17 protein-coding genes are annotated in these 22,212 nt (G+C 70.0%); 12 read left to right on the plus strand and 5 right to left on the minus strand.

Annotated features, from left to right (window positions below; translation table 11 throughout):
- Positions 1–87: 87 nt before the first annotated feature.
- On the minus strand, positions 88–1,290 hold the full coding sequence (locus ACWIF2_RS34135) for a trypsin-like serine peptidase (protein WP_454364766.1): 1,203 nt from the start codon (positions 1,288–1,290) through the stop codon (positions 88–90).
- 237 nt (positions 1,291–1,527) lie between these two features.
- On the minus strand, positions 1,528–2,751 hold the full coding sequence (locus tag ACWIF2_RS34140; protein WP_454364767.1) for a trypsin-like serine peptidase: 1,224 nt from the start codon (positions 2,749–2,751) through the stop codon (positions 1,528–1,530).
- Between the two features lie 346 nt (positions 2,752–3,097).
- Here ACWIF2_RS34140 and ACWIF2_RS34145 point away from each other — a divergent pair, with 346 nt between their 5' ends.
- The 4 genes from ACWIF2_RS34145 (at position 3,098) to ACWIF2_RS34160 (ending at position 9,452) form a co-directional block, all read left to right on the plus strand.
- The gene (locus tag ACWIF2_RS34145; RefSeq protein ID WP_454364768.1) at positions 3,098–4,516 is read left to right on the plus strand and encodes a diaminobutyrate--2-oxoglutarate transaminase family protein; all 1,419 of its coding nucleotides are present in this window, start codon (positions 3,098–3,100) and stop codon (positions 4,514–4,516) included.
- Positions 4,517–4,651: 135 nt separating this feature from the next.
- On the plus strand, positions 4,652–6,616 hold the full coding sequence (locus ACWIF2_RS34150) for an IucA/IucC family protein (protein WP_454364769.1): 1,965 nt from the start codon (positions 4,652–4,654) through the stop codon (positions 6,614–6,616).
- A gap of 81 nt (positions 6,617–6,697) precedes the next feature.
- Positions 6,698–7,330, plus strand: a complete 633-nt coding sequence (locus ACWIF2_RS34155; protein ID WP_454364770.1) for a GNAT family N-acetyltransferase — start codon at positions 6,698–6,700, stop codon at positions 7,328–7,330.
- Positions 7,331–7,475: 145 nt separating this feature from the next.
- Entirely contained in the window at positions 7,476–9,452 is a 1,977-nt protein-coding gene (locus ACWIF2_RS34160) for an ATP-dependent DNA helicase (RefSeq protein WP_454364771.1), read from the plus strand.
- Positions 9,453–9,630: 178 nt separating this feature from the next.
- On the opposite strand, the gene lexA is transcribed toward ACWIF2_RS34160, so the two are convergent.
- Positions 9,631–10,410, minus strand: coding sequence for a transcriptional repressor LexA (lexA, locus tag ACWIF2_RS34165; RefSeq protein ID WP_215118136.1), 780 nt, complete (start codon positions 10,408–10,410; stop codon positions 9,631–9,633).
- Between the two features lie 632 nt (positions 10,411–11,042).
- Here lexA and nrdR point away from each other — a divergent pair.
- Together nrdR and ACWIF2_RS34175 are read left to right on the plus strand one after the other, a co-directional pair.
- Positions 11,043–11,603: a transcriptional regulator NrdR gene (nrdR, locus tag ACWIF2_RS34170; RefSeq protein WP_399027646.1), complete on the plus strand. Its 561-nt coding sequence runs from the start codon at positions 11,043–11,045 to the stop codon at positions 11,601–11,603.
- A gap of 164 nt (positions 11,604–11,767) precedes the next feature.
- Positions 11,768–14,647 (plus strand): vitamin B12-dependent ribonucleotide reductase, encoded by a 2,880-nt coding sequence (locus tag ACWIF2_RS34175; protein WP_454364772.1) that lies wholly within the window; start codon positions 11,768–11,770, stop codon positions 14,645–14,647.
- A 90-nt stretch (positions 14,648–14,737) separates the two neighbouring features.
- Here the strand turns inward: ACWIF2_RS34175 and ACWIF2_RS34180 are convergent, their stop codons facing one another.
- Positions 14,738–15,271: a TerD family protein gene (locus ACWIF2_RS34180; RefSeq protein ID WP_454364773.1), complete on the minus strand. Its 534-nt coding sequence runs from the start codon at positions 15,269–15,271 to the stop codon at positions 14,738–14,740.
- Positions 15,272–15,426: 155 nt separating this feature from the next.
- Between ACWIF2_RS34180 and ACWIF2_RS34185 the strand changes: the two genes are divergently transcribed.
- From ACWIF2_RS34185 to ACWIF2_RS34195, 3 genes are all read left to right on the plus strand, one after another.
- Complete coding sequence (locus tag ACWIF2_RS34185; protein ID WP_382498595.1) at positions 15,427–16,032, plus strand: YdbC family protein; 606 nt, start codon at positions 15,427–15,429, stop codon at positions 16,030–16,032.
- 162 nt (positions 16,033–16,194) lie between these two features.
- Complete coding sequence (locus ACWIF2_RS34190; RefSeq protein ID WP_454364774.1) at positions 16,195–16,854, plus strand: histidine phosphatase family protein; 660 nt, start codon at positions 16,195–16,197, stop codon at positions 16,852–16,854.
- Between the two features lie 12 nt (positions 16,855–16,866).
- Complete coding sequence (locus ACWIF2_RS34195) at positions 16,867–17,772, plus strand: ADP-ribosylglycohydrolase family protein (protein WP_454364775.1); 906 nt, start codon at positions 16,867–16,869, stop codon at positions 17,770–17,772.
- A gap of 311 nt (positions 17,773–18,083) precedes the next feature.
- Here the strand turns inward: ACWIF2_RS34195 and ACWIF2_RS34200 are convergent, their stop codons facing one another.
- Positions 18,084–19,631 (minus strand): MFS transporter, encoded by a 1,548-nt coding sequence (locus tag ACWIF2_RS34200; protein WP_454364776.1) that lies wholly within the window; start codon positions 19,629–19,631, stop codon positions 18,084–18,086.
- Positions 19,632–19,818: 187 nt separating this feature from the next.
- Between ACWIF2_RS34200 and ACWIF2_RS34205 the strand changes: the two genes are divergently transcribed.
- From ACWIF2_RS34205 to ACWIF2_RS34215, 3 genes are all read left to right on the plus strand, one after another.
- Positions 19,819–20,439 (plus strand): TetR/AcrR family transcriptional regulator, encoded by a 621-nt coding sequence (locus tag ACWIF2_RS34205; protein WP_454364777.1) that lies wholly within the window; start codon positions 19,819–19,821, stop codon positions 20,437–20,439.
- Between the two features lie 82 nt (positions 20,440–20,521).
- Positions 20,522–21,223 carry a ribonuclease HII gene (locus ACWIF2_RS34210; RefSeq protein WP_454364778.1) on the plus strand — a complete coding sequence of 234 codons (702 nt, stop codon included), beginning with the start codon at positions 20,522–20,524 and terminating at the stop codon, positions 21,221–21,223.
- A 68-nt stretch (positions 21,224–21,291) separates the two neighbouring features.
- Positions 21,292–21,921, plus strand: coding sequence for a hypothetical protein (locus ACWIF2_RS34215; protein ID WP_454364779.1), 630 nt, complete (start codon positions 21,292–21,294; stop codon positions 21,919–21,921).
- Positions 21,922–22,212 lie beyond the last annotated feature (291 nt).

Genomic DNA, 22,212 nt, shown 5'->3' on the forward strand with positions numbered 1-22,212 from the left:
GTCGGTGGCCGGTCAATCAGACCTCCGACGCGGACGACGGGCAACAGCTTCTCCCGGTGAGGCGGCGGGGGAGGACCTGTGCTGCGGTCACCGGCCGCCGTACGTCTTGCTCATGTTCTGGTAGAGCGCCTCGGCGTCGCGGCCCAGCTGCGGGCCCGCCAGCCAGGTGTTGTCGGCCGGGCCGATCGAGGTGTTGGACACGAGCACGGACTTGCCGTCGATCACCCGGAACCAGCCGCCGCCGGACGAACCGCCGGTCATGGTGCAGCCGATGCGGTGCATCGTCGGCAGGGTCGGGCTGAGCGCGAACCGGCCGGGGACGTCGACGCACTTGAACATCTTCAGGCCGTTGTAGGGCGGCGCGGCCGGGTAGCCCCAGGCGCCCATCTTGCGCGCCTCGGCCGCGGAGGGGGCGGAGAAGTCCACGTCCAGCGCGGCGCCGACCGTCTCCTCCAGTGACTTGCCGCCGCGCTCGGGCTTCACGTGCAGCACGGCGTAGTCGTACGCGGCCCCCTCGCCGCCGGTCTCCGAGCCGCCCTTGATCCACTGGTTCGAGGTCGAGGCCCAGTCCGCCCACCAGTTGCCGTAGGGGGCGATCTCGGTCGGGTTCGCGTTGGTCAGCTCCGCCTCGGACTTGCCGTAGTCGTTGTAGGCGGGCACGAAGGTGATGTTGCGGTACCAGCCGCCGTTGCCGCCGGCGTGCACGCAGTGGCCCGCCGTCCACACCAGGTTGGACTTGCCCGGATGGTTGACGTCCTTGACGACCGTTCCGGAGCAGACGGCCGGGCCGTCGGGGGAGTCGAAGAAGACCTTGCCGACCGGCGCCGCGTTCCGGTGGTACGGCGTCTTCTCCGCCTGTGCCCGGACGGGCGCCGGATCCGGGTCGCTGACGCCCTGACCTGCTGACGCGTCCTTCGTGGTGACCGTCTTGTCGGCCTCCTTCGCGGACTGCATCCGGTCGGGCTTCCAGAGGCCCTCGATCACCGGGTTGACGAAGTCCTTGGCGTCACTGAGCCACTTGTCCTTGTCCCAGTCCTTCCAGCCCCCGTCCCGCCACTGGTCGGCGTCGATCCCGTGCTCCTTCAGCTTGCCCGCGAGGTCGGCCGGGATCCGGACCTCGCCGCCGCCGTCCGCGGCCTGCGAGGTGGTGGCGTCGGGCTTGTCGCTCGCCGAGTCCGCCGAACCGTCACAGGCGGTGGCCGTGAGTGCCAGTGCGGCGACGAGCCCGCTGGCGGCGAGGACGGTGCGCCGCCCGCGCCTCGGTGCCGCGGACGTACGTGTGGAACGCATGGTGCGATGACCCCCGTTGATGCCTGCTGTGTGTGCTGTGCTGTGCTGTGCTGTGCGTGCTGTGCTTGCTTGGGTGCTGCCGCGTGTGAATGTCATGTGCTTGTCACGCAGAGGCCGCAGCGTGGCCTGCGATGCGTGACTCCCCACTATGCCCGTGGAGTTGGGTGCGAACGGAGGTGGGCCGGTGAAGGTTTCCGTGAGTCCCCGGCCTCACCACCGCGCTGACCGGCCCTGCGGTCAGCGGCCCGCGAACTTCTCGCTCACCGAGTCGTACACGCCCTTGGCCTCGTCGCCGAGACGCGGTCCGGCCAGCCAGCCCGACTTCACCGGGCCGATCGAGGTGTTGGACACCAGAGCCGGCTTGCCGTCCGACCCCGGTGCGACCCAGCCGCCGCCCGACGAACCGCCGGTCATGGTGCAGCCGATGCGGTACATCGTCGGATCCGACGCCGTCAGCGACAGCCGGCCGGGCCGGTCCTGGCACCGGTAGAGCTTCTGCCCGTCGTACGGCGGCGCGGCCGGGTAGCCGATCGCCGTGACGCTCTTCGTCTTCGGTACGGCGGGAGCCTTGAAGTCGACCGGCAGCGCCGAACCGACCGTCTCCTCCAGCGACTTGCCGCCGCTGCCCTTCTCCGGCGTCACATGGATCACCGCGAAGTCGTACGAAGCGCCGTCCCCGCCCGTCGAACCGCCCTGCTCGATCCACTGGTCCGAGGTCTGCGCCCAGTCGCCCCACCAGACACCGTAGGGAGCCACGTCCTCCCTGGTGGCGTTCTCCAGTTCCGCGACCGGCTTGCCGTCGTCGTTGTACGACGGCACGAACGCGATGTTGCGGTACCAGCCGCCCTTCTTGCCCGCGTGCACGCAGTGGCCCGCCGTCCACACCAGGTTGGACTTGCCCGGATGGGCGGGATCCTTCACCACCGTCGCCGAGCAGACGGCCGAGCCCTCGGGGGAGTCGAAGAACACCTTCCCGGCCGTTGGAGCGTTGGCGTGGTACGACGGCGGCACGGCCCGCGCCTCGACGGGCTCGGGCGTGGGGTCGGTCACGCCCTGGTCACCGGCGAGGTCGCTGTCGTCCACGCCCTGGTCGGGCTCCTCGGCCTCCCGCATACGGTCCGGGTCCCAGAGGCCTTCGATGATCGGGTTGATGTACTCGTTGGCCTCGCGCAGCCAGTCGTCCCGGTCCCAGTTCTTCCAGGCGCCGTTCTTCCACTTGTCGACGTCGATCCCGTGCTCGCGCAGCCGGTCCCTGATGTCGTCCGGGATCTTGAGCTTGCCGTCGTCGGAGGCGGAGGCCGACGCGGAGGCCTCACCGCCCGCCGCGGCGTCGCCCGACTCGCAGGCGGTCGCGGTCAGCGCGAGCGTGGAGGCGAGGGCCACGGCGGCGAGCACGGGGGAGTTCCTGCGGCGCGACCACCCCCCTCGGCTGGTGGTGGACGACGGCCGTATGGATCGCATGATCTGACTCCCCCTGATGTGAACGAACTTGGACGAACCGGCCCCTCGGGTGCGGTGTCCGCCGAACTCACGGGGAGTTCTGGCCGACCTCCCGGAGCCCGGGAACGGCACCACACACTATGCGGTGGCTGTGGGGGCGGCCCGACGGAACCGCAACAGTTCCGTCACGGAAAGGATCTTGAAGCAACCCGTAACCCGGTGAGCGGTTGGGGGTTGGTAGCGGTGGGGGGTCTGCTGTCTGTGTGCGGCCCTCTGTGCCCGTGCCCAGTGGGAGGTCAGGGAAGTCGTGGCGGAATCCACCCGTGGGGGATGTGCGTCAGAGGAAGCCGCTGTGGGGCGTACGCCGGTGAGAACCCTCCCCGGTGGTGCGGTCGACGAGGACACGGCACCAGGAACGCGCGCCGCACAGGAGGGCATTCTGCGCCGCCAGTCCGCGCGCGAGTCCGCGGCCCGGACTTATGCCCGGGCCCTGCCGATCGTCCCGGTGCGGGCACGAGGACTGACCATCGAGGGCGCGGACGGCCGCCGCTACCTGGACTGCCTCTCGGGCGCCGGCGCGCTCGCGCTCGGGCACAACCACCCCGTCGTCCTGGAGGCCATCCGCAAGGTCCTCGACTCCGGTGCGCCCCTGAACGTCCTCGACCTGGCGACCCCCGTCAAGGACGCCTTCATCACCGAGTTGTTCCGCACCCTGCCGCCAGGCCTCGCCGGGCGGGCCCGTGTGCGCTTCTGCGGACCGGCCGGCAGCGACGCAGTGGAGACCGCCCGCGAACTCGTCCGCGCGGCGACCGGGCGGACCGGCCTCATCGCGTTCACCGGCGCCTGCCACGGGCGAACCGCGGGGCCGCCCGATACGCCCCCGGACGCCCACGACGTGCGGGTCACCCGCCTGCCCTACCCGCAGGACTACCGCTGTCCGTTCGGAGTGGGCGGCGAGGCCGGTGCCGACCTCGCCGCCCGCTGGACCGAGTCCGTCCTCGACGACCCCGGGTCGGGCGTGCCCCTCCCCGCCGGGATGATCGTCGAGCCCGTCCAAGGCGAGGGCGGGGTGATCCCCGCACCGGACACCTGGCTGCGGCGCATGCGGCATCTCACCGCCGAGCGGGCCGTCCCGCTGATCGCCGACGAGATCCAGACGGGCGTCGGGCGGACCGGCGCCTTCTGGGCGGTCGAACACAGCGGAGTGACTCCCGACGTGATGGTCCTCTCCAAGGCCATCGGGGGCAGCCTGCCGCTGGCCGTCGTCGTCCACCGCGACGACCTCGGCATGGGGGAATCAGGCGCTCCCAGCGGCACCTTCCGCGGCAACCAGCTCGCCATGGCCGCCGGCACGGCGACCCTCGCCCACGTCCGGGAGAACGACCTCGCCGAGCGCGCGGCGACTCTCGGCGCACGCATGCTGGACCAACTCCGAGGGCTGGCAAGCGAGTTCTCCTGCGTAGGTGAGGTGCGGGGGAGGGGGCTGATGATCGGGGTGGAGTTCGTGGATCCCGAGGGGGAAGCCGGGGGAGCGTCGGTGATGCCGGACCGAGCGCCCCGGCCCCTTCCCGCAGCCCCCGAACTGGCCGCCGCGGTCCAGCGGGAGTGTCTGCGGCGCGGCCTCATCGTCGGACTCGGCGGCCGTCACGCGAGCGTCGTACGCCTGCTGCCGCCGCTGACGATCACCGACGAACAGTCGGCCGCCGTGCTGGACCGTCTGGCCGACGCCGTCCGAGCGGCTGCTCGGTGCCATGGGGGCGCGGCAGCGGCGCCCTGTACGCCGTGAGCCTCCATGCCCTGCGGGTTCACGCCGTGAGCCTGCACGGCGTGGGCCCTCGGGCTCCGACCAGTCGGCCGAGGGCAACTCCTCGACTCGCCGCCCCGACCGCACGCCCCTGAACCACCCCACGAGGTACCCGTGTTGAACGCCATCCCCGAGCCCGACGAACGCGCCACGATGCGGGGAGGTTCCGTCGACGCCGGGCTGTCGGGCGCGTCTGTCGAGTCGGGAGTCCCCGGCCCGAGGCCGAGGCCCGCGGCACCTTCCGCCGAAGGGCTGAACCCCGGACCCGTCACCGACCTCCTGGACCACCCCGACCCGCACATCGCCGCCCAGGCGGCCGCCGTGGAGAACCTGCTGCGCTGCTGGGTGCGTGAAAACGACCAGCCCGCCCCTACGGACGGGATCCTCCGCATCCCCCTGCCCGCCAGCGGCACGGCCCTTCTCGCCCCGGTCCGCTACTGGTCCCCGACGGGCTGGCACCGCTTCGGCCCGCCGCGGCTGGCCGACGCCCCCAGCCATGCTCCGCCGGCCGATGCCGTCACGGTCGCCGCCCTGCTCGCCAGAGAGACGTTCGCGGAAGGCCCCGACACCGACCGCGCTGCCGGCGACGGCCTGGGAGGCATCGAGCTGGTCGCGGGTGTCGCCGACTCCCTCCGCCGCGTCGCCGCTTTTGTCAGCGATCGCAGGGAACATCCGGCCGACGGCCCTGACCTCTTCCTCGCCGCGGAGCAGGCACTCGTCCTCGGGCACCCCCTGCATCCGTCCCCGAAGTGCCGCGAGGGCCTCTCCGAGACCGAAGCCCGGCCGTACTCACCCGAGTCGCGCGGTTCCTTCCCTCTGCACTGGATGGCTGTCGCTCCCTCCGTCCTCGCCACCGACTCCGCCTGGACCGAACGCGGCCGCCCTGTCCCCGCCGCCCGGCTCACCGCACGCCTGGCCGGGACCGGCCTGTCGCTGCCGGACGGGGACGCGGGATACGCCCTGCTGCCCCTGCATCCCTGGCAGGCGCGCGAGGTCCGGCACCGCCCGGTGACGGCCGCCCTGCTCGACTCGGGACTGCTCCATGACCTAGGCACTCACGGCGCTCCCTGGCATCCCACCTCCTCCGTACGAACCGTCTACCTGACCCACGCCCCCGCGATGCTCAAGCTGTCGCTGGGCCTGCGTATCACCAACTCCCGCCGCGAGAACCTCCGTAAGGAACTCCACCGGGGCGTGGAGGTCCACCGTCTGCTCCGCAGCGGACTCGCGCAGCAGTGGCGTGCCGTGCATCCGGGCTTCGACATCGTGCGCGACCCGGCCTGGCTGGCCGTCGACGATCCCGACGGCGCGCCATTGCCCGGACTGGACGTGGTGATCCGCCACAACCCGTTCGCTCCCTCCGACGACGTCTCCTGTGTCGCCGGATTCGTCTCGCCACGCCCGAGCTCCCCGGCTGGGCCGGGGGCCCTTCCGGACCGCCCGGAGACGCACGGCCCAGTACTCCGGTCCAGGCTGGCCGAGGTCGTCACGCGTCTCGCCCGCCGGACCGGCCGACCGCACGGGGCCGTTGCCGCCGAGTGGTTCCTGCGCTATCTCCAGCACGTCGTGCGTCCCGTCCTGTGGCTGGACGCCGAGGCCGGCATCGCCCTGGAAGCGCACCAGCAGAACACTCTGCTCCTGCTGGACCCCGAGGGCTGGCCCACAGGCGGCCGCTACCGCGACAACCAGGGCTACTACTTCCGCGAATCCCGGCGGACGGAGCTTGATTCCCGGTTGCCCGGCATCGGAGAGCAGAGCGACACGTTCGTCCGTGACGAGGTCGCCGACGAGCGCTTCGCCTACTACCTCGCGGTCAACAACGTACTCGGCCTCATCGGCGCGTTCGGCTCCCAGGGACTGGCCGACGAGCGGCTGCTGCTCGCCGCCTTCCGCCGTTTCCTCGGGAACGCCGCCTCCGGTCCGGCCCGACTGCACACGTCGCTGCCCGCCCGCCTGCTCGACTCACCGGTGCTCCGCTGCAAGGCCAACCTGCTGACCCGGCTGCACGGCCTCGACGAACTCGTCGGCCCGGTCGACACCCAGTCCGTCTACGTCACCATCGCCAACCCCCTGCACTCCTGACCACCCCGACTGTCTCCGACCACAACCGACCTCCTTCATCCCTCAGGACATGCCCCACCCCCTTACTGAGAGGAGCGTTCCGTGCCCTTCGCCGACCCCACCGCCTTCATCGCGACCCGTGACACCTCGGTCCTCCCGACGGGGGCCGACCTCCTCGACCGTGTCGCCGACTGGGGCCCGGCCGACACCTCCGCGGGTGTCTTCCATCTCGTCCCCGTGCGCGTCGACCGTGACCTTCCGCTCATCAGCCGATGGATGAACGACCCTGCCGCGGCGTTCTGGGAGCTGTCCGGACCGCGGGAGGTGACCGAGGAGCACCTGCGGGCCCAGCTCGCCGACGACGGACGGAGCGTCCCGTGTATCGGCGTGCTGGACGGAACGCCGATGAGCTACTGGGAGATCTACCGGGCGGACCTCGACCCGCTGGCTCGCCACTACCCCGCCCGGCCTCATGACACGGGACTCCACATCCTCGTCGGCGCCGTCGCCGACCGGGGGCGTGGCCTGGGCGGTCTGCTGTTGCGAGCCGTAGCCGATCTCGCTCTCGCGCAGAGGTCCTCCTGCGCACGGGTCATCGCAGAGCCCGACATTCGCAACACCCCCTCCATCGCCGCTTTCCTGACCGCCGGCTTCCGGTTCTCCGCCGAGGTCGACCTGCCCGCGAAACGGGCCGCCCTCATGGTCCGAGACCGGCCTCTCCGGCATCTGCTGTAGCGCTGTGTCACCGCACCATCACTCATTGAACGCGGCGCGTGACGCTGCGGTTCCCACCCGTCGAGGAGCCCAAGGTCTTGATCCCGTCCCCCGCCCCCGCCTTGATCACCCGTTTGTCAGTCCCGGGTCGTAGGGTGGTCGCGCTATGACGAAGCCCTCACTCCCCGAACTCCTGCATGCCGCCGTCACTGCCGTCGGCGGTACGGAGCGCCCCGGTCAGGTGACCATGGCCGAATCCGTCGCGGAAGCGATCGACGGCGGCTCCCACCTGCTGGTCCAGGCCGGCACCGGCACCGGAAAGTCACTGGGCTACCTGGTGCCCGCGCTCGCTCACGGGGAGCGTGTGGTCGTCGCGACCGCCACCCTGGCCCTGCAGCGTCAGCTGGTGGAGCGCGACCTGCCGAGAACGGTCGAATCGCTGCACCCCCTGCTGCGCCGCCGCCCGGAGTTCGCGATGCTCAAGGGCCGGTCGAACTACCTGTGCCTGCACCGTCTGCACGAGGGTGTCCCGCAGGACGAGGAAGAAGGCCTCTTCGACCAGTTCGAGGCGGCCGCTCCCACCAGCAAGCTGGGTCAGGACCTGCTCCGGGTGCGTGACTGGGCCGACGAGACCGAGACCGGGGACCGTGACAACCTCACGCCCGGCATCTCGGACCGGGCCTGGGCCCAGGTGTCGGTGTCGTCGAGGGAGTGCCTGGGCGCCTCGAAGTGTGCGTACGGAGCGGAGTGCTTCGCAGAGATGGCTCGCGAGCGCGCCAAGCTCTCCGATGTCGTCGTCACCAACCATGCGCTGCTCGCCATCGACGCCATCGAGGGCGCCCCGGTCCTCCCGCAGCACGAGGTGCTGATCGTCGACGAGGCCCATGAGCTGGTCTCCCGGGTCACCGGAGTCGCCACCGGCGAGCTCACCCCCGGCCAGGTCAACCGCGCGGTGCGCCGCGCCGCGAAACTGGTCAACGAGAAGGCGGCGGACCAGCTCCAGACCGCCTCCGAGGGGTTCGAACGGCTGATGGAGCTGGCACTGCCGGGCCGGCTCGAGGAAATCCCCGAGGACCTCGGCTACGCGCTCATGGCATTGCGCGACGCGTGCCGCACCGTCATCTCCGGGATCGGCGCGACCCGCGACAAGTCCGTCCAGGACGAGGACGCGGTCCGCAAACAGGCCCTGGCGGCCGTGGAGAACGTGCACGACGTGGCGGAGCGGATCACGAACGGCTCCGAATGGGACGTGGTCTGGTACGAGCGCCACGACCGCTTCGGCGCCTCCCTGCGCGTCGCCCCCATGTCCGTCTCGGGCCTCCTGCGGGAGAAGCTCTTCGCGGACCGCTCCGTCGTCCTGACGTCCGCGACGCTGAAGCTGGGCGGCGACTTCAACGGCGTCGGCGCCTCCCTCGGTCTCGCCCCCGAGGGCACCGAGGGCGACGACCTCCCGCAGTGGAAGGGCATCGACGTCGGCTCACCGTTCGACTACCGCAAGCAGGGCATCCTGTACGTCGCCAAGCACCTGGCACGCCCGGCGCGGGACGGGGATCGCGCGGACATGCTCGACGAGCTCACAGAGCTGATCCAGGCGGCGGGCGGCCGCACCCTGGGCCTGTTCTCCTCCATGCGCGGCGCTCAGCTGGCCGCCGAGGAACTGCGCTCCCGGATCCCGGAGTTCCCGATCCTCCTCCAGGGCGAGGAGACGCTCGGCGAGCTCATCAAGAACTTCGCGGCGGACCCGAAGACCTGTCTGTTCGGCACGCTGTCGCTGTGGCAGGGCGTCGACGTCCCCGGGCCCAGCTGCCAGCTGGTCGTGATGGACAAGATCCCGTTCCCGCGCCCCGACGACCCGCTGATGAGCGCCCGCCAGAAGGCGGTGGAGGACGCGGGCGGCAATGGCTTCATGGCGGTGGCCGCCACCCACGCCGCCCTCCTCATGGCCCAGGGCGCCGGCCGTCTCGTACGGGCGTCGGGCGATCGCGGTGTGGTCGCCGTGCTGGACCAGCGGCTTGCGACGGCCCGGTACGGGAGCTATCTGAAGGCGTCGATGCCCGACTTCTGGTTCACGGCGGACCGAAATCAGGTGCGGAAGTCGCTCGCGGCGATCGACGCGGCGGCACAGCAGACGGAAGCCGGGTGATCCTCGGGGGTCGGTATCCGCGGCGGCGGAGCCACCGCCGACCCCCACCGCCCGCTCAGTCTCAGGCCGCCCCGCGGGTACCGGGCCCGGACAGCACAGGGCCCCGGAACCGGCGCAGGGGTCCCGGGGCCCGGTCAGAGGGCGGGCCCGCTGGGCCCACCCGACGCGGTGCGTGGCGTCAGACGCGGCGCAGTACGGCCACCACCTTGCCGAGGATGGTCGCGTCGTCGCCGGGGATCGGCTCGTAGGCCGCGTTGTGCGGCAGGAGCCAGACGTGGCCGTCCTCGCGCTTGAAGCGCTTGACGGTGGCCTCTCCGTCGAGCATGGCGGCCACGATGTCGCCGTTCTCCGCGACCGGCTGGCGGCGGACCGTGACCCAGTCGCCGTCGCAGATCGCGGCTTCGATCATCGAGTCGCCGACGACCTTCAGGACGAACAGCTCACCGTCGCCGACGAGCTGGCGGGGGAGAGGGAAGACGTCCTCGACGGACTCCTCGGCGAGGATCGGGCCACCGGCGGCGATGCGGCCGACCAGCGGGACGTACGACGCGGCGGGCTTGCCCGCGGTGTCCGTGGGCTGCACGGAGGCGGCCTGGTCCGAGCCGCGCACCTCGTACGCGCGCGGGCGGTGCGGGTCGCGCCGCAGGAAGCCCTTGCGCTCCAGTGCCATCAGCTGGTGTGCGACGGAGGAAGTGCTGGAAAGGCCGACGGCCTGGCCGATCTCCCGCATCGACGGCGGGTAGCCGCGCCGCTGCACTGAGTCCCTGATGACCTCGATCACGCGGCGTTGGCGGTCGGTAAGTCCGGAGCTGTCCGCCCGGATGCCGGGAGGTCGTCCCGGCAAGGAGCGCTTGTGCCCCTCCGGGTTCGTAACTTCGTTCATCGCGTGCACCGGCTCGAGTCGGCCCTGGGAGCGGTCCTGGGCAGTGATGGTGGCACTGTCTGCGGTGGTGGTCACGTCGGCCCCTCTCGATGGTCTCCCTGCTGGACAACGGTAGTTGGTTTCGAAAGGTTGCGCCAAACACACGTTCGAGTGAAAAATCGTGAATCGACTGCCACGATCATGCGTCCGGGTGTATTGGCTGCCGCGTTTCCTGGCGGGCAAAAGGGTCCATTGCTGTACCCTTCACCGCCGGGGTGATCACCTCGTGGACTGTTGCCCCAGTCTGCCATCCGGCATTCCCCTGCCCTGGGGCCATCGGCCATCTGTGCGGGAGTCCCACGCCCCCTCCTCGCGGCGCCCACGGTATCTCCGCATGTGCCGTAGCGATACGGCCGTGCGTGAACGGATGCTGCCGCGCGCGAGTGGTGCGTCCGTTCGCCGGTGAACAGCGGGGCGGCGGCGTGCGGCCGAGGCCGGTGCGGCTCGGCCTGTCGGGCCTCACCTGCGGCTACGCGTGCGACACGCGTGGGTGGCGTGGATGTATGAGCCAATCCCCACATCTAGTGGTTGGATTGCAGCAGCAGCCCACAAGTTGTGGTCCCCCGGGTCTCAGTGCCCATGGTCATCGCCTATGCTTGGGACTGCTTCGTGGGGCGCAAGAGGCCCGGCGAGGCCATTGAGTCTGCTGTGAGGAGGGTTGGGAGTTCATGCACTGCCCCTTCTGCAGGCACCCCGACAGCCGTGTCGTCGACAGTCGTACGACCGACGACGGCACGTCGATCCGCAGGCGCCGCCAGTGCCCTGACTGCTCCCGTCGTTTCACGACCGTGGAGACGTGCTCGCTCATGGTGGTCAAGCGGTCCGGAGTCACCGAACCCTTCAGCCGCACCAAGGTCATCAACGGTGTGCGCAAGGCGTGCCAGGGACGGCCCGTCACCGAGGACGCGCTCGCCCAGCTCGGCCAGCGGGTCGAGGAGGCGGTGCGGGCCACCGGAAGCGCCGAGCTGACCACCCACGACGTGGGGCTGGCCATTCTCGGCCCGTTGCAGGAACTCGATCTCGTCGCCTATCTGCGATTCGCCTCCGTCTACCGGGCGTTCGACTCGCTCGAGGACTTCGAGGCGGCCATCACGGAACTGAGAGAAGAGACGGGACGCACCGACGCGGACGACGGCGACCGCGAGGACACGGGTGCGGGGAGCCAGGAAGACGACCGCGGGCCCGGAGGGACGACACAGGTCCCCGAGCCCGCAGGCGCCGCCGACTGACCGGCGGGCCGGACCCGGACGGCAGCTCCGGGCCCGGCCGGGCGGCGGCGATGTGAAGACCTGTTGCGGGCGATGCGAGTGGGTGCCCGCAACAACAGACAGAACACCGTGCCACGGGAACAACGGGGCACTTCAGGGCGTTTTCGCCCGTACAGGGAGGCGGCATGACAGAGACGGCGAGCGGTCCGGCACGGAGTTCCCGCGCCAAGGGCACCAAGGCGAACAAGGGTCTGCGTATCGAGCGCATCCACACCACCCCTGGGGTCCACCCCTATGACGAGGTGGCGTGGGAGAGCCGTGACGTCGTCATGACCAACTGGCGCGACGGCTCGGTCAACTTCGAGCAGCGCGGCGTCGAGTTCCCCGACTTCTGGTCGGTGAACGCGGTCAACATCGTCACCAGCAAGTACTTCCGCGGTGCCGTCGGCACCCCGCAGCGCGAGACCGGCCTCAAGCAGCTGATCGACCGCATCGTGAAGACGTACCGGAAGGCCGGCGAGGACCACAAGTACTTCGCCTCTCCCGCCGATGCCGAGATCTTCGAGCACGAGCTGGCGTACGCCCTTCTGCACCAGATCTTCAGCTTCAACAGCCCTGTCTGGTTCAACGTCGGCACCAAGCAGCCCCAGCAGGTCTCCGCCTGCTTCATCCTGGCCGTCGACGACTCCATGGAGTCGATCCTCGACTGGTACAAGGAAGAGGGCATGATCTTCAAGGGCGGCTCCGGCGCCGGCCTGAACCTCTCCCGGATCCGCTCCTCCAAGGAACTGCTGTCCTCCGGCGGCAACGCCTCCGGCCCGGTCTCCTTCATGCGCGGAGCCGACGCCTCCGCAGGAACGATCAAGTCCGGTGGCGCCACCCGCCGTGCCGCCAAGATGGTCGTCCTCGACGTGGACCACCCGGACATCGAGGACTTCATCGAGACCAAGGTCAAGGAAGAGGAGAAGATCCGCATCCTGCGGGACGCGGGCTTCGACATGGACCTGGGCGGCGACGACATCGCGTCCGTCCAGTACCAGAACGCCAACAACTCGGTCCGTGTGAACGACGAGTTCATGACCGCGGTCGAGCAGGGCGGCCAGTTCGGGCTGCGCGGCCGGATGACCGGCGAGGTCATCGAGGAGGTCGACGCCAAGGCGCTCTTCCGCAAGATCGCCGAGGCCGCGTGGGCCTGCGCCGACCCCGGCATCCAGTACGACGGCACCATCAACAACTGGCACACCTGCCCCGAGTCCGGCCGGATCACCGCGTCGAACCCGTGCAGCGAGTACATGCACCTGGACAACACGTCCTGCAACCTGGCCTCGCTGAACCTGATGAAGTTCCTGAAGGACGACGGCAAGGGCAACCAGTCCTTCGAGGCCGAGCGCTTCCAGAAGGTCGTCGAGCTGGTCATCACCGCGATGGACATCTCCATCTGCTTCGCGGACTTCCCGACGCAGAAGATCGGCGAGAACACGCGCGCGTTCCGCCAGCTCGGCATCGGCTACGCCAACCTCGGCGCCCTGCTGATGGCGACCGGCCACGCCTACGACTCCGACGGCGGCCGCGCCCTCGCCGGCTCCATCACCTCGCTGATGACCGGTACGGCGTACCGGCGCTCCGCCGAACTCGCCGCGGTCGTCGGCCCGTACGACGGCTACGCCCGCAACGCCGACGCCCACAAGCGCGTCATGAAGCAGCACTCGGACGCCAACGACAAGGCCGTCCGCATGGACGACCTGGACACCCCGGTGTGGGCGGCCGCCAGCGAGGCCTGGCAGGACGTGGTGCGCCTCGGTGAGAAGAACGGTTTCCGTAACTCCCAGGCGTCGGTGCTCGCCCCGACCGGCACCATCGGCCTCGCGATGTCCTGCGACACCACCGGTGTCGAGCCCGACCTCGCGCTGGTCAAGTTCAAGAAGCTGGTCGGCGGCGGCTCGATGCAGATCGTCAACGGCACCGTCCCGCAGGCCCTGCGCCGCCTGGGCTACCTGGAAGAGCAGATCGAGGCGATCGTCGCCCACATCGCCGACCACGGCAATGTGATCGACGCCCCGAGCCTCAAGCCCGAGCACTACGAGGTGTTCGACTGCGCGATGGGCGAGCGGGCCATCTCCGCGATGGGCCACGTCCGCATGATGGCCGCGATCCAGCCGTGGATCTCCGGCGCCATCTCCAAGACGGTCAACATGCCGGAGTCGGCGACCGTCGAGGAGGTCGAGGAGATCTACTTCGAGGCCTGGAAGCTGGGCGTCAAGGCGCTCGCGATCTACCGCGACAACTGCAAGGTCGGCCAGCCCCTCTCCGCCAAGAAGAAGGAGGAGGAGAAGGCCGAGGAGCCCGCGGCCGTCGAGGCCAAGGTCGAGAAGGTGGTCGAGTACCGCCCGGTCCGCAAGCGCCTCCCGAAGGGACGTCCCGGCATCACCACGTCCTTCACCGTCGGCGGCGCCGAGGGCTACATGACCGCCAATTCCTACCCGGACGACGGTCTGGGCGAGGTCTTCCTGAAGATGTCCAAGCAGGGTTCGACCCTCGCGGGCATGATGGACGCCTTCTCCATCGCGGTCTCCGTCGGCCTCCAGTACGGCGTCCCTCTGGAGACGTACGTCTCGAAGTTCACGAACATGCGCTTCGAGCCGGCCGGCATGACGGACGACCCGGATGTGCGGATGGCGCAGTCGATCGTCGACTACATCTTCCGCCGCCTGGCGCTGGACTTCCTGCCCTTCGAGACGCGCTCCGCGCTCGGCATCCACTCCGCCGATGAGCGTCAGCGTCACCTCGAGACGGGTTCGTACGAGCCGAACGAGGACGAGGTCGACGTCGAGGGCCTGGCCCAGTCGGCGCCGCGCGCGCAGGAGCTGAAGGCCGTCTCCGCGCCGAAGAACGAGGTGGCGGCCCAGCCCGCCCCGCAGCAGGCCCACACCAGTGCCGAACTGGTGGAGATGCAGCTGGGCATCCAGGCCGACGCCCCGCTGTGCTTCTCCTGCGGGACGAAGATGCAGCGCGCCGGTTCGTGCTACATCTGCGAGGGCTGCGGCTCGACCAGCGGCTGCAGCTGACGCCGAGCGCCTGAGCCGATGACAGAGGGGCACCGCCTTCGGGCGGTGCCCCTCTTGTCGTCACAGGCCGCGGATGTCACGGCATGGTGCTCAGGCCCGGCGGGCCGCGCCCATCGTCCTGGTGAAGGCCACGGGGTCGCCCTCGAAACCACGGAGGCCGGAGCGGAAGGCCCATGGGCCCGAGCCGTCCCGGGTGAACTCCGCGACCGTCGCCGCCGTCGCCCCGAGGACGCCGCCGAAGTCGTCCTCCGCGAGGACCGTGTACCCCTCGCGGATCCGCAGGCCGGGGTTGACCACGCTGACGAAGGTGCGCTCCGCCGGGCGCTGCTGGATGACGACACCGACCACCACGCGCGCGTACCGGTCGTCGAGACGGTCGAGTTCCAGCGTCATGACCTCGTCGTAGCCGAAGCCCTGGCCGTCCTTGCTGTCCCGGTTGAGGTAGATGGTGCCGTCGGGGGAGCGGCTGTCGAAGTGCACCACATAGGCGGGATCGCCGTGCGGGTCGTCCGCCAGGTACGTCGCCGCGACGAGGTCCAGATCGGTGGACGGCTGCCCTGCCGGACTGGGATCCCACCTCATCGCGATCTCGATCTTGCTCAGTCCCTTGTTGAGCCCGTCCACCAGAGTCCCCTTCCCCGTACCGACCCGCCTGTTCGCCCCAACTGCCGGGCGCTTACGACTGTTTGTCCATCCTGCCACGGGAGCGGGTGCGCGCGTGGGGGAGCGGTCCGGCCGAGAGTGACCGGCGCCACGCTCCGTGGCCTTACCATGGCGCGGTGCTGGTCAAGTGGATTCGCTGCACCGTGGTGGACCGCCGCGGTTTCGAGCGGGGGCAGCGGAAGTGGGCGGGGCTTCTGGGGGAGCCGGGGTTTCGCGGGCAGGGGGGTGGCTGGAGCCGGGGGCGGCCGGATGTGGCGCACATATTCGCGTTCTGGGAGAGCCGCGCCTTCTACGACTCCTTCATGGCGCGGTCCCACGACCGGCTGGCGTCGGCCCAGTCGGGCACCTTCAAGGACGCCCAGGTCAGGCTCTTCGACTACCGCTTCGACGTGAAGACCGGCTTCGAACCGCGCTTCACGGACGCCGACCTGCTGCGCGTGGCGCTCTGCCGTGTCCACGAGGAGCGGGCCGAGCATTTCGTGCTGATGCAGGAGAAGGTCTGGAACCCGGCGATGGCCGGCTCTCCCGGCATGGTGCGCGGGCTGTTCGGCGAGGCGCCCGGGCACGAGTTCCTGGTGCTGTCGATGTGGCGCTCGGACGCCGAGCACGGCAAGTACCGCACCGAGCGCGTGGAGCGGCTCGCCCTGAGGGCCCAGACGGAGGCGGACGTGGCGGCGCTCACCGGGGACATCGTGGGCATGGAGTCGAGCTGGACCGTCTGACCCGGCCGGTCGATTGATCTGATTCGCCATATTTCGGGTGGATTGATTCCGAGCGGCTATGGGCGTGACCTGTGTGACCCGTGGTGCAGGATCCGTGTGACCTACGCTGTATGGGTGGGGTATGAGTGCTGCGCAAGCGCTCACCCGATCTAGGGTCTTGGCATGGCACGACCACGGCGCATCGTCCTTGTCCGGCACGGCGAGTCAACGGGCAATGTTGATGACTCCGTGTACGAGCGTGTACCCGACCACGCCCTGCCGCTGACCGAAAAGGGCCGACGGCAGGCGGAGGCGACGGGCGAGCAACTGCGTGAACGGTTCGGCGGTGAGCGCGTCAGCGTGTACGTCTCCCCGTACCGCCGTACTCACGAGACGCTGCGCTCCTTCCATCTCGACCCCGACCTCATACGCGTACGCGAGGAGCCCCGGCTGCGCGAGCAGGACTGGGGCAACTGGCAGGACCGGGACGAGGTCCGTCTCCAGAAGGCCTATCGGGACGCGTACGGCCACTTCTTCTACCGTTTCGCCCAGGGCGAGTCCGGCGCCGATGTCTACGACCGGGTCGGCGGCTTCCTGGAGAGCCTGTTCCGCAGCTTCGAGGACCCCGACCATCCGCCGAACGTCCTCATCGTGACCCACGGTCTGGCCATGCGGCTGTTCTGCATGCGGTGGTTCCACTGGACGGTCGCGGAGTTCGAGTCGCTGTCCAACCCGGGGAACGGCGAGGTGCGGATGCTCGTTCTGGGAGAGGACGGCAAGTACACCCTCGACCGGCCGTTCGACCGCTGGCGAGATCCCGAACCCTACGGGATCACCGGATAGAGTGGCAGGGCGATGACCGCTGACTCCTCCCATGACGTGCGCCTGGACCGTGCCCTGGCCAGCCTGCGCGGACTGTCCGTCGGGGACGCCCTGGGTTCCCAGTACTTCGTGCCGGTGAACTACCCGCTGCTGAAGCGCCGCGAGGTGCCGTCGGGGCTGTGGCAGTGGACCGACGACACGGAGATGGCCGGTTCCGTCGTCGCCGTCCTGGCCGCCCACCATCGCGTCGACCAGGACGCCCTGGCCCGTTCCTTCGCCGAGCACCACGATTTCGACCGCGGCTACGGCCCTGCGGTCAACCGCCTGCTGCGGCTCGTCCGGGAGGGCGGTGACTGGCGCGAACTCGCTGCCGCGCTCTTCAACGGACAGGGGTCCTGGGGCAACGGCGCCGCGATGCGGATCGCCCCGCTGGGCGCCTGGTACGCGGGTGACCCGGAGCAGGCGACCCACCAGGCGGAGATCTCGGCCTACACCACCCACCAGCACCGCGAGGCGGTCGTCGGAGCGATGGCCGTCGCCGCGGCCGCCTCGTTCGCGGCCGATCCCGGCGGGCCGCCCGGCGCCGAGGCCCTCCTCGACGGGGTCATCGACCTGGTGCCGAAGAGCGCGGTGGGCGCGGGGCTGCGCCGGGCCCGGGACATGCTCGACTACGGCGACCCGGCCACGGTCGCGGCGGTACTGGGCTGCGGCCGGCGGACGACCGCCCACGACACCGTGCCCTTCGCCCTCTGGTCGGCGGCTAGAAGCCTCGGCGACTACGAGCAGGCGTTCTGGACGACCGCGCAGGTCGGCGGGGATGTCGACACCACCTGCGCCATCGTCGGCGGCGTGATCGCCGCGGGCAAGGCGGGGACGCCGCCCGCCGAGTGGGTGGGGCGGACCGAACCGCTCCCGGACTGGGTGCCCGCGGCGGCCTAGCGGCGGCCGCTCTTGCACCTCATCGCGAACTCTCCGTACGTCACGGGAACTCTCCGTGCGCTCCGGGAACTCTCCGTAATCGCCCGCTCGTTGTCGTGACATCCGCCGTGCGAGCCGTCAGGGCACGCAGGCGCCGGAGTGGAGCGATGGGGGTGAACATGGGCGTCCTGCTCGCGGTTCTGATCCACTGGTGGGGCGCTTTCACGCGCCGTCCGGGGAGCGAGCCGATCGGGTACCGGCCCGACAGCCGCCGCCAGGCATGTGTCACGCCCGGCGGCCAGCCGTCGAAGCCGGCTCGTGGTGCTGTCACGTCAGCCGAGTCCCGGCCCGGCCGACCCGGCGAGTGCCTCCAGGTCGCTCTTCCGGACCCGGATCACCAGCCAGGCCGTGGCCAGGGCGAGGACGGCCATCGCCGCCGCCGGGATGAAGGCTGCCGAGATGCCCTGCGCCAGCACCTCGTGCCCCCACGGGGCGGGCAGTTGCTGCGTACGGGCGAACTCCGCCTTCTGCTCCGCGGAGCCCTCGGCCATGAACCGCGGAAGCTGCTTCTCCGCCTCGTCCCGGGTCGCCGTGCCGAAGACCGTCGTCAGGATGGCCAGGCCCAGCGATCCGCCCACCTGCTGCGTCGTGTTGAGCAGCCCGGACGCGGCGCCCGCCTCGTGCGGGGCGACACCGGACACGGCGGTGAGCGTCAGCGTCACGAAGTTCAGTCCCATGCCGAAGCCGAACACCAGCATCGGGCCCAGAACCCCGCTGACGTAGGAACTGTCGGAGCTGATGAGTGCCTGCCAGGCCAGTCCGATCATCGCGAGGGCCGAGCCCGCGAGCATGAACGGCTTGGGGCCCAGCACCGGCAGGAACCGCTGCGACAGACCCGCACCGAGCGCGATCACGACCGTGACAGGCAGGAAGGCGAGCCCTGCCTGGATCGGGCTGTAGCCGAGCACGTTCTGCACGAACAGCACGATGTAGAAGAACATGCCGAACATCGCCGCGGCCAGGCTCAGCATGATCACGTACGTACCGGAGCGGTTGCGGTCGGCGAACATCCGCAGCGGAGTGATCGGTTCCTTGGCCCGGGACTCGATGATCCCGAAGGCCAGCAGCAGGACCACCGCGGCGCCGAAGGACCCGATGGTGAGGCTGTCCCGCCATCCCTCGTCCGCCGCCCGGATGAAGCCGTAGACGAGGGACGCCATGCCCGTCGTCGAGGTCACCGCACCCGCGATGTCGAACCGGCCGGTGTGCCGGTCGGACTCGCTGATGTAGAGGGGTGTGAGCACGGCGATCAGCACGCCGATCGGCACGTTCACGAAGAGCACCCAGCGCCAGTCGAGCCACTCGGTGAGCATGCCGCCGGCGAGCAGGCCGATGGCGCCGCCGCCCGCCGACACCGCGGCGAAGACGCCGAAGGCCCGGTTGCGCTCCGGGCCCTCGGGGAACGTGGTGGTGATGAGAGCCAGCGAGGTGGGCGACGCGATGGCGCCCCCCACTCCTTGCAGCACCCGCGCGGCCAGCAACTGCCAGGGCTCCTGGGCGAGCCCGCCGAGCAGCGAGGCGAGGGTGAACAGCAGGATGCCGGTCATGAAGACCCGGCGGCGGCCGAGGATGTCACCGGCGCGGCCGCCGAGGAGCAGCAGACCGCCGAAGGTGAGCGTGTAGGAGCTGACGACCCAGGTGAGGTCGGTGGTGCTGAACTTGAGGGCTTCTTGAATGTGCGGGAGCGCGATGTTCACAATCGTCGCGTCGAGTACCACCATGAGTTGGCAGGCCGCGATGACGGTGAGTGCGATGCCGGGATGTCCCTCCCGGCGGGCCGCACCTGGCTTCTGGTCCTGGAGCAATGGAGAGGTTGTCACTATGGGTCCCCCACGAGTGCGTTAGTGAACGCTCGCGTTCACTGCCGCGTCAAAGGTAGTGAGGTTCCGACAGTGAACGCAAGCGTTCACTCTGGCTGTCGTCGTTCGGCATGTCCCCCTCTGTGGCCGTTCGGCACGCCCCCACATCCCCGAAATCCCCGCTTCTCTGTGCGTTGGAGAGAGTCAGATGGTTACCCCGAGCTGGGTGGATGCCCCTGCTCAGACAGCCGCCCGCCGCCGTGGTGCCGTGCTCGAGCGTGCGATCCTCGATGCCGCGCTGGACCAACTCAGCACCGTCGGCTGGAACGGCCTGACGATGGAGGGTGTCGCCGCCGGCGCCCAGACCGGAAAGGCCGCGGTCTATCGGCGCTGGCCGTCCAAGGAGGACCTCGTCGCCGACGCTCTGCGTGCCGGTCTCCCTCATTTCGACGCGACACCCGACGAGGGCGGGGTGCGGGAGGACCTCCTGGCGCTGTGTCTGCGAGCCCGGGACGCGATGTTCTCCCGCCCTGGTGTCGCGCTTCGCTCGGTGATTCACGAATGCGATACGACGCAGGCCGAGCGATTCCATGGTGTGATCTTCGACGGAGTCGTGGAGCCCACCATCAAGATGCTTCGAGAGGTCGTCGAGCGCGGGATCCAGCGAGGAGAGGTGCGATCTGACGCTGCGAACGGCTATGTCTTCGACGCCATCCCGGCCATGATGATGTACCGCTCCAAGATGTGCGGCTGCGAATGGCAGGATCATGAAATCGAGGAGATGATCGACCAGTTGATGGTTCCGCTGCTGCGGCCGAGTAGTTCCTGACAGGTGCTCGCGAGGGATGTGACGCCGCCGGGGTGGGCCAGGGTGTCGCGGGCGCTTCCGGGCGGCGTAACCTAGGGGCGCCATGCCGTACGAACCACCTACTCACACCGTCGAGCGCTCCCTTCGAGCCACGACCGGAGCGAAGATCGTTGCAGGTGTCGACGAGGTGGGTCGCGGCGCGTGGGCCGGCCCTGTCACCGTCTGCGCGGCGATCACCGGACTGCGCCGGCCGCCCGAGGGCCTCACGGACTCGAAGCTGCTCACCATCAAGCGGCGCACCCAACTCGCCGAGACACTGCGGACATGGGTGACGTCGTACGCCCTGGGCCATGCATCCCCGGAGGAGATAGACGAACTGGGGATGACGGCCGCGCTGCGGCTCGCGGCGGGGCGTGCGCTGGAGGCCTTGCCGGTCCGCCCGGACGCGGTCATCCTCGATGGCAAGCACGACTATCTCGGTGCGCCCTGGCGCGTCCGTACGGTGATCAAGGGCGACCAGTCCTGCGTGGCGGTGGCCGCCGCATCGGTGATCGCCAAGGTTCAGCGCGACAAAATGATGGCCGAACTGGGTATCGACCATGCAGACTTCGGTTTTGCGGACAACGCCGGGTATCCATCCCCCGTGCACAAGGCCGCACTGGCGGAGCGGGGCCCCACCCCCTACCACCGGTTGTCATGGGCGTATCTTGATGCGCTGCCCCAGTGGCGGCACCTCAAGAAGGTCCGCAGCTGGGCGGACGGAAGTGTTCCGGAAATCGAGGGTCAGCTCGGCTTCGATTTCTGACGGTTCCGTTCGCACGCATGCGCCACCCGCCGACGCGGGCCGTACTAGCGTTTGATAAAAATCAACTCATGCCTCTCATTCCCGAGGAGCCTCAGATTCACGAGAGTGCCCAGGGTCCCCGCGCCACTCCGGCCAGCGGCCGCACCGCGCCGACCCCCCGTCCCGTACCCGGCCCCCGTCCCGCGGCTCCGTCGCGTCCCGGTCGTCCAGGCCCTCTCCGGCCCGCGCCGCCGGTGCAGCGTACGCCGCGTGACGCAGCCGCCAAGCCCGGTCCGTCCGGGCCCGCCGCCGGTGCCGCCGCTCCGGCCGGCCCGCAGATCCAGCTGATCCCCGCTTCCGCACAGGGCGCGCTCGACGCCGCCGAGGAGGCCGTGGACCTGCTCCTGGACTCCGGTCGCGCCCCCAGTGACGTCCTGGTGATCACGACCGGCGAACAGCACCCGTGGGCCATCCACGAGCTGTCCTTCGGTGAAACCTCGTACTGGGCCCAACACGACGCCCGTGACGACGTCTTCTACACGGACACCACCATCGCGGCCCGCGCCGCGTCGCGTCCGGTGGTCGTGGTCGCCGTCAACGGCGGGTCCGAGACCGCGGCCGCGAGCGCGCTGTCCCTGGCCCACTCCCGGGCGAGCACCCTGCTGATCGTCTGTGGTGACCCGCAGCAGATCAACTCGGTGCTGGGCGCGGGGGTCTGAGCCGCTTCCTCGGCGTCCGGTCGGGCGCTGGGGAGGGCTTCAGGCGCCGCTACGGCGGCTCTGCGGGGTGGGCGGTTCGGCATGCCCGCAGGGCTGGACGTCGTTGCTGCGTACGAGCCTTGCCCGGTTGGGAAACGCGTCCTGCGGCCCTGCTCGCGTCGGCACGCACGGGCTCGTCTGCCGTGCCTTGGGGCACGGCACCGCGCCCGATCGACATGGCCGGCCAGAGAACTTCAGCGTGCCGCCGCCGCGCGGCGCAGGACCTCCGAGGCGGCGCCACCGGTGCGCGGC

This window comes from Streptomyces sp. NPDC055506 (assembly GCF_053643595.1).

Bases quoted from the DNA above. Each gene is read 5' to 3' on its own strand.
- ACWIF2_RS34135 (WP_454364766.1), bottom strand. From the start codon at position 1,290: ATGCGTTCCACACGTACGTCCGCGGCACCGAGGCGCGGGCGGCGCACC.
- ACWIF2_RS34140 (WP_454364767.1), bottom strand. From the start codon at position 2,751: ATGCGATCCATACGGCCGTCGTCCACCACCAGCCGAGGGGGGTGGTCG.
- ACWIF2_RS34160 (WP_454364771.1), top strand. From the start codon at position 7,476: ATGACGAAGCCCTCACTCCCCGAACTCCTGCATGCCGCCGTCACTGCC.
- nrdR (WP_399027646.1), top strand. From the start codon at position 11,043: ATGCACTGCCCCTTCTGCAGGCACCCCGACAGCCGTGTCGTCGACAGT.
- ACWIF2_RS34175 (WP_454364772.1), top strand. From the start codon at position 11,768: ATGACAGAGACGGCGAGCGGTCCGGCACGGAGTTCCCGCGCCAAGGGC.
- ACWIF2_RS34190 (WP_454364774.1), top strand. From the start codon at position 16,195: ATGGCACGACCACGGCGCATCGTCCTTGTCCGGCACGGCGAGTCAACG.
- ACWIF2_RS34195 (WP_454364775.1), top strand. From the start codon at position 16,867: ATGACCGCTGACTCCTCCCATGACGTGCGCCTGGACCGTGCCCTGGCC.
- ACWIF2_RS34205 (WP_454364777.1), top strand. From the start codon at position 19,819: ATGGTTACCCCGAGCTGGGTGGATGCCCCTGCTCAGACAGCCGCCCGC.
- ACWIF2_RS34210 (WP_454364778.1), top strand. From the start codon at position 20,522: ATGCCGTACGAACCACCTACTCACACCGTCGAGCGCTCCCTTCGAGCC.
- ACWIF2_RS34215 (WP_454364779.1), top strand. From the start codon at position 21,292: ATGCCTCTCATTCCCGAGGAGCCTCAGATTCACGAGAGTGCCCAGGGT.